This window comes from Polaromonas sp. AET17H-212, from assembly GCF_002379085.1.
In the GTDB taxonomy this organism is placed as follows: Bacteria; Pseudomonadota; Gammaproteobacteria; order Burkholderiales; family Burkholderiaceae_C; genus Polaromonas.
In genome coordinates, this window is the sequence record NZ_NBZW01000057.1 from 1 (window position 1) to 5,861 (window position 5,861).

Here is a 5,861-nt window from a genome sequence, read left to right on the forward strand (position 1 = left end):
GCCAGTGCAACAAATTCCTGTTTCAGACTCATGGTGTCTTGTGCTTTCCAAGGCATGGTGACCCTCCGGCAAATTCGCCGGAAAGTGTCAACCATGTCCCCGCACACCTGTCACCTATGTCCCCGGTCTATACACGTCGCCAAAAGAAAGTCACCAAAGAAAAGGCGACCCGATGGTCCGGGTCCCTCCGCTTCGCTCCGGGCAACCTGCGGTGCTCGCCGAAAGCGGGGTCGAGCTCAAACTCGCTTCGCTCAGACAATCGCTCGCCCTGATCCGCTTTCGGCTGCGCTCCTCGGCCCAGCCCGACGGGTTGGGGAACAAATTCGGGTACGGGTACGGGTACGGGTACGGATGCGGGGAGACCTGACGCGCAAAGCGCGTCAGGTCGGACTCAAGCGCCAGTGGTGTTTGCACGCGATCGCAGCACACATAGCCAAATGAAGTCCCCCTCCATCGCCCAGCGGGGCGAGGGAGGGGCTAGGGGTGGGAGTGGGGAGTTGTGCCTACTGTCCAATGCGGACCGCAGGCGCAGCGTGATGCCGCCAAGAAGTCAGCTCAGCACCACACTGCTCAACCGCCGCCGGTAGGTGGCCACGGTCGGATCATCCGGCGGAATCTGGCCGTCGGCGACCTTGACCTTGGGTGGCTCGATGATTTCGAGGATGGATACAAAGGTCTTGCGTGCCAGTTCCTCGTTCCAGGACTTGTCGCGCATCAAAATTTCCAGCAACTCGTCCATCGCCGGCACCCAGCGCTGCTGGCTCATGTGCAGCTGCGCCAGCGCGTAACGGCTGTCGAAATCCCGCTTGTTCGCTGCAAGTTTTGCATCAAATCCGGCCTGGGCCCCTGCCAGATCGGCGTGAGCAGCTCCTGATTCGATAGCGTTGAACCAGTGCTGCAGGGCCTCGAACTTGCGCACGGTCGGCGCCTTGCTGGCCACCGGTGCAAAAGCGGCCTTGGCGTGGTCAACCTGGCCGTGCTGCAGCAGCAGTCGGATGTAGTCAAAGCGGGCGTTGTCGTTGGCCGGGTCGGTCGCCACGGCCGCCTGCAGCTTTTCCAGCAGGGCGGCCGGGCTGGCGTCTTCCGGCTCGGCGATTTCTTCCTCGGCGGGGGGCAACTCCTCGCCTGGCGGCAGGTGTTTGTCGAGAAACTCCTTGACCTTGCCCTCGGGCAACGCACCGGCAAATCCGTCGACCGGCTGGCCGTTCATCATCAGGATGCAGGTCGGGATGCTGCGTATGCCGAAGGCGGCGCCGAGTTGCTGCTCCTGGTCGGAGTCGATCTTGACCAGCTTGAAGCGGCCGCCGTAGGCGATCTCGACCTTCTCCAGGATCGGGCCGAGTGATTTGCAGGGCCCGCACCAGGGCGCCCAGAAATCAATCAGAACGGGGGTGGTCATGGAGGCCGCAACGACTTCCTCTTCGAAATTGGCAATGGTGACGTCGATCATGGTGCTGGACACATAGGGGTGGGTGAAGGTGTTTTCAACAGGCACAGCGGTGCCGCGCTGGCACGATAGCATGCGGCGGCCGGCCCGGCGGCCCACCAGCCCGTAAAATCAGCGCTGGCAGCGAACGATGGACCGCACAGCAGGCCCGGAAGGCAACACATGACAACAACGCAAGATCAGAAGCCGCCCCTCGTGGGTGTGGTGATGGGCTCCAGCAGCGACTGGACCACCATGCAGCATGCCGTGCAGATTCTCCAGCAATTCGGCGTGGCGCACGAAGCGCGTGTGGTCTCGGCCCACCGCATGCCCGACGAGCTGTTTGCCTATGCCGAACAGGCCGGCGGGCGCGGCCTGCACGCCATCATTGCCGGCGCCGGCGGTGCCGCGCACCTGCCGGGCATGCTGGCCGCCAAAACCGCGGTGCCGATTCTTGGCGTGCCGGTCGCCAGCAACCACCTGCAGGGCGTCGATTCGCTGCACAGCATCGTGCAGATGCCCAAGGGCGTGCCGGTCGCGACCTTTGCCATCGGCAACGCCGGGGCCGCCAACGCCGCCCTGTTTGCGGTGGCCATGCTGGCCCTGCACGACAAAACCCTGGCCGACAAGCTGCAGGCCTTCCGTGCCGAACAGACCGCCGCCGCGCGCGCCATGACCTTGCCGCCCGCATGAGCCAGGCACCGATTTTCCCGGGCGCTGTCGACGCCGCGGGCCAGCCCGCGACCCTGGGCGTGATGGGTGGCGGCCAGCTCGGCCGCATGTTTGTGCATGCGGCACAGCGCCTCGGTTATTTCACCGCGGTGCTCGACCCCGATCCGGCCAGCCCGGCCGGCCGCGTCAGCCACCACCACATCGCCACCGGCTACAGCGATGCCGCCGGCCTGGCGCAGCTGGCCTCGCTGTGTGCCGCCATCACCACCGAATTTGAAAATGTCCCGGCTGGCGCGCTGCAAACCCTGGCCGCGACCCGGCCGGTGGCGCCCGGCCCGGCGGCCGTGGCCATTGCGCAAAACCGCATCGAGGAAAAAGCCCATTTCACGGCCAGCGCCGGCCTGGCCGGGGTGACCTGCGCGCCTTATGCCGTGATCGAAACGCCGGCGCAGCTCGCCGCCGTGCCGGCCGACCTGCTGCCCGGCATCCTGAAAACGGCGCGCATGGGTTACGACGGCAAGGGCCAGGTGCGCGTGAGGAATACCGCCGAACTCGCCGCCGCCTGGGTTGAACTCAAGCAGGTGCCCTGCGTGCTGGAAAAACTGTTGCCGCTGAAGGCCGAATGTTCGGTCATCGTCGCGCGCGGCTGGGACGGCGCCATCACCGGTTTTGCGCCGCAGTACAACCTGCACATCGACGGCATCCTCGCCGTCACCGCGGCTTATGAAGGAAATATGCCTTCAGCTCTTGCAACACGGGCGCGAGCAGCTACTGAATCCATAGCAAACCACATTGCTTACGTGGGTGTGTTGTGTGTGGAGTTTTTTGTCATCGACGACGGCAGCGCCGACGGTGCGCTGGTGGTCAACGAAATGGCGCCGCGGCCGCACAACAGCGGCCACTACACGATGGACGCCTGCGATGTCTCGCAGTTCGACCTGCAGGTCCACGCCATGGCCGGCCTGCCGCTGCCGCAGCCGCGCCAGCATTCACCGGCCATCATGCTCAATCTGCTGGGTGATGTGTGGTTTGACGCCGCGGGCCAGCCGCAGACACCCGACTGGCAGGCCGTGCTGGCCTTGCCGGGCACGCATTTGCACCTGTACGGCAAGCTCGAAGCACGCGCCGGCCGCAAGATGGGCCACCTCACCGTCACCGGCGCCGACGTGGCCGGTGTCCGGGTGGTTGCGCGCCAGGCCGCGCAGCTGCTGGGGCTGCCCGGCCTGGATGCCCTGCAATGATCCGCGACGGCACCGACCCGGCGGCTATTCTTGAGGCCGCGCGTGTGATCCGGTCCGGTGGCCTGGTTGGTTTTCCCACAGAGACGGTGTATGGCCTGGGCGCCGATGCGTCCAGTGACAGCGCCGTGGCCGGCATCTTCGCCGCCAAGGGCCGGCCCAGCGATCATCCGTTGATCGTCCATGTGGCGCAGGCCGCACAGGTGACGGACTATGCCAGCAGCGTGCCGCCGTTTGCCGCACGCCTGATGCAGGCCTTCTGGCCCGGACCGCTGACCTTGATCCTGCCGCGCCAGCCGGGCGTGGCCGCCGCCGCCGCCGGCGGGCAGGACTCCATCGGCCTGCGCTGTCCCGCGCACCCGGTGGCGCTGGCCTTTCTGCAGGCCTGCGCCACCGGGGTGGCCGGCCCCAGCGCCAACCGCTTTGGCCGCGTCAGCCCGACCACCGCCCGGCACGTCGCTGAAGAATTCGGCGATGCGCTGCTGGTGCTCGACGGCGGGCCCTGCGCGGTCGGCATCGAGTCCAGCATCGTCGACTGCACGCGCGGCCGACCGGTGCTGCTGCGCCCCGGCCTGCTGACCCGCGCGCAGCTCGAAGCCGCCTGCGGCGAGCCGGTGCTTGACCAGGACGAATGGCAGCAGCAAGAAGCCGCGCTTGGAGATGCCGCACTGGATGCGGCACCGCGCGCGTCCGGCACGCTGGCGTCGCACTACGCGCCCAACGCCCGGGTGCGCCTGATGGACGCCGGCGCGATCCAGACCGCACTCGACCTGCTCGGCGCGCAGGCTGCACACATCGCCGTGTACGCCCGCAGCATCGTGCGCATCCCGTCGGCGCAGGTGCTGTACCGCCGCATGCCCGACGATGCCGCCGCCACCGCGCAGCAGCTGTTCGCCGTGCTGCGCGACTTCGACGCCCAGGGCGTCAAGCTGATCTGGATTGAACACCTGCCGGCCGATCCGGCCTGGGACGGCGTGCGGGACCGGCTGCAGCGGGCCGCCGCGAGTTGATGCGCGTTGCGGCAAGAAAGGCCTGACCCATGTCCGCTGCACCAAGGCCCCGCAGCCTCCGAAACCGCCTGGCCTGGTTTGTTGTGTGCCTGTCGGCAGGTGCCGCCGCCGGCATGGCGGGCGCCTGGTTCACCGGCAACCCGTCTTGGTACCTCGCCATTCCCGCGGCGCTGGCCCTCGGGTGGCTGCGGGTCGCCAACCCGGACGAGTGCACCCCGCCTGCCACGCGCCGTGCCGGCAGGGCGCCGGACGACGGTGCGCCCTGAGCCGGCCTCCTGCCGCCTTCATGGGGCCGCTGCTTGACGCCCGGGCCCGGCACCATGCATAGTGGCCCATTCACCCGCTGTTATTCAGGGACACCGATGACCTTCTCACTTTCAACAACCTGCACTCGTTGCACGAATGCAGCGACCGCCCCAGCGCAAGGCTTGTCATGACCCAGCCCCCCGAACCCGTCGCCGTCAGCGCCGTCCCCGCCGTTTCGGCCTTGCTGCAGCAGCTGCGTGATGGCAGTGACCGCGCCGCGGCCGAGCAGGAAATCCTGCGCATCACGGCCCATCTGGAGGATCAGCTGAACCAGCGCAGCGCCCAAGTGGTGGCTGCCAACCAGGAGCTGGAGAATTTTTCCTACTCGGTCTCGCACGACCTGCGCGCGCCGCTGAGCACCATCGACGGCTTCAGCCGGCTGCTGGAAGGCGCCGTGGCCAAGGGCAATGCGGAACGCAGCACGCACTACCTGCAGCGCATCCGCCTGGGCGTGGGCAACATCAACGAGCTGATCGCCGCGCTGCTGGCCGTCTCGCGCCTGCTGCGTGCACCGCTGGCGCCGCAGACGGTGGACCTGGGCGCGCTGGCCGAGGCCGCGTTTGCCGGGCTGCAGGAGGCCGACCCCGGGCGGGCGGCCCACATCACGGTGCAGCCGGCGCTGGTGGCACAGGGTGACCCGGCGATGCTCAGGCAGCTGGTCGATCACCTGGCCGGCAACGCCTGGAAATTCACCTCGAAAAAAGCACACGCTGCGATTGCTGTCGGCCGCCAGGCCGGGCCGGACGGCGAGACGGTTTATTTTTTCAAGGACAACGGCGCGGGTTTCGACATGGCCCATGCCGAAAAACTGTTCGGCATTTTCCAGCGCATGCATGTGAGTTCGGATTTCCCCGGCATTGGCGCCGGGCTGAGCACGGTGCAACGTATCGTCATGCGGCATGGCGGGCGGGTCTGGGCCGAGGCCGAGCCGGAGCAGGGCGCGACGATCTACTTCACCTTGCCAGGGGCCTGAAGGCTTGCGGATTCTTTCCGCAGTCAGTGCTTATGCCGGCGCCTGCTGGCCGGGGGTTGCCCGGCGGCAAGTAACTTTCTTTTGCTTCGCTGTATAGACCGGGGACATAGGTGACAGGTGTGCGGGGACATGGTTGACACTTTCCGGCGAATTTGCCGGAGGGTCACCATGCCTTGGAAAGCACAAGACACCATGAGTCTGAAACAGGAATTTGTTGCACTGGCGACGAAAGACGG

The 5,861-nt window shown here is 66.9% G+C and carries 6 protein-coding genes; 5 read left to right on the forward strand and 1 reads right to left on the reverse strand.

The window, feature by feature from the left end:
- Positions 1-550 precede the first annotated feature (550 nt).
- A complete protein-coding gene (trxA, locus tag B7G53_RS22110) occupies positions 551-1,450 on the reverse strand; it encodes a thioredoxin (RefSeq protein ID WP_096671776.1) in 900 nt (299 codons plus the stop codon).
- A 159-nt stretch (positions 1,451-1,609) separates the two neighbouring features.
- Between trxA and purE the strand changes: the two genes are divergently transcribed.
- The 5 genes from purE to B7G53_RS22135 all read left to right on the forward strand — a co-directional run bounded on the left by purE (position 1,610) and on the right by B7G53_RS22135 (position 5,625).
- Positions 1,610-2,119, forward strand: coding sequence for a 5-(carboxyamino)imidazole ribonucleotide mutase (gene purE, locus B7G53_RS22115; RefSeq protein ID WP_096671777.1), 510 nt, complete (start codon positions 1,610-1,612; stop codon positions 2,117-2,119).
- Positions 2,116-3,339 carry a 5-(carboxyamino)imidazole ribonucleotide synthase gene (locus B7G53_RS22120; RefSeq protein ID WP_096671778.1) on the forward strand — a complete coding sequence of 408 codons (1,224 nt, stop codon included), beginning with the start codon at positions 2,116-2,118 and terminating at the stop codon, positions 3,337-3,339. Before purE ends, B7G53_RS22120 begins: the two co-directional genes overlap by 4 nt.
- Positions 3,336-4,346, forward strand: coding sequence for an L-threonylcarbamoyladenylate synthase (locus B7G53_RS22125; RefSeq protein ID WP_096671779.1), 1,011 nt, complete (start codon positions 3,336-3,338; stop codon positions 4,344-4,346). Before B7G53_RS22120 ends, B7G53_RS22125 begins: the two co-directional genes overlap by 4 nt.
- A gap of 29 nt (positions 4,347-4,375) precedes the next feature.
- Complete coding sequence (locus B7G53_RS22130) at positions 4,376-4,612, forward strand: hypothetical protein (protein WP_096671780.1); 237 nt, start codon at positions 4,376-4,378, stop codon at positions 4,610-4,612.
- A 167-nt stretch (positions 4,613-4,779) separates the two neighbouring features.
- Complete coding sequence (locus B7G53_RS22135; RefSeq protein ID WP_096671781.1) at positions 4,780-5,625, forward strand: sensor histidine kinase; 846 nt, start codon at positions 4,780-4,782, stop codon at positions 5,623-5,625.
- The last annotated feature ends 236 nt before the right edge of the window (positions 5,626-5,861 follow it).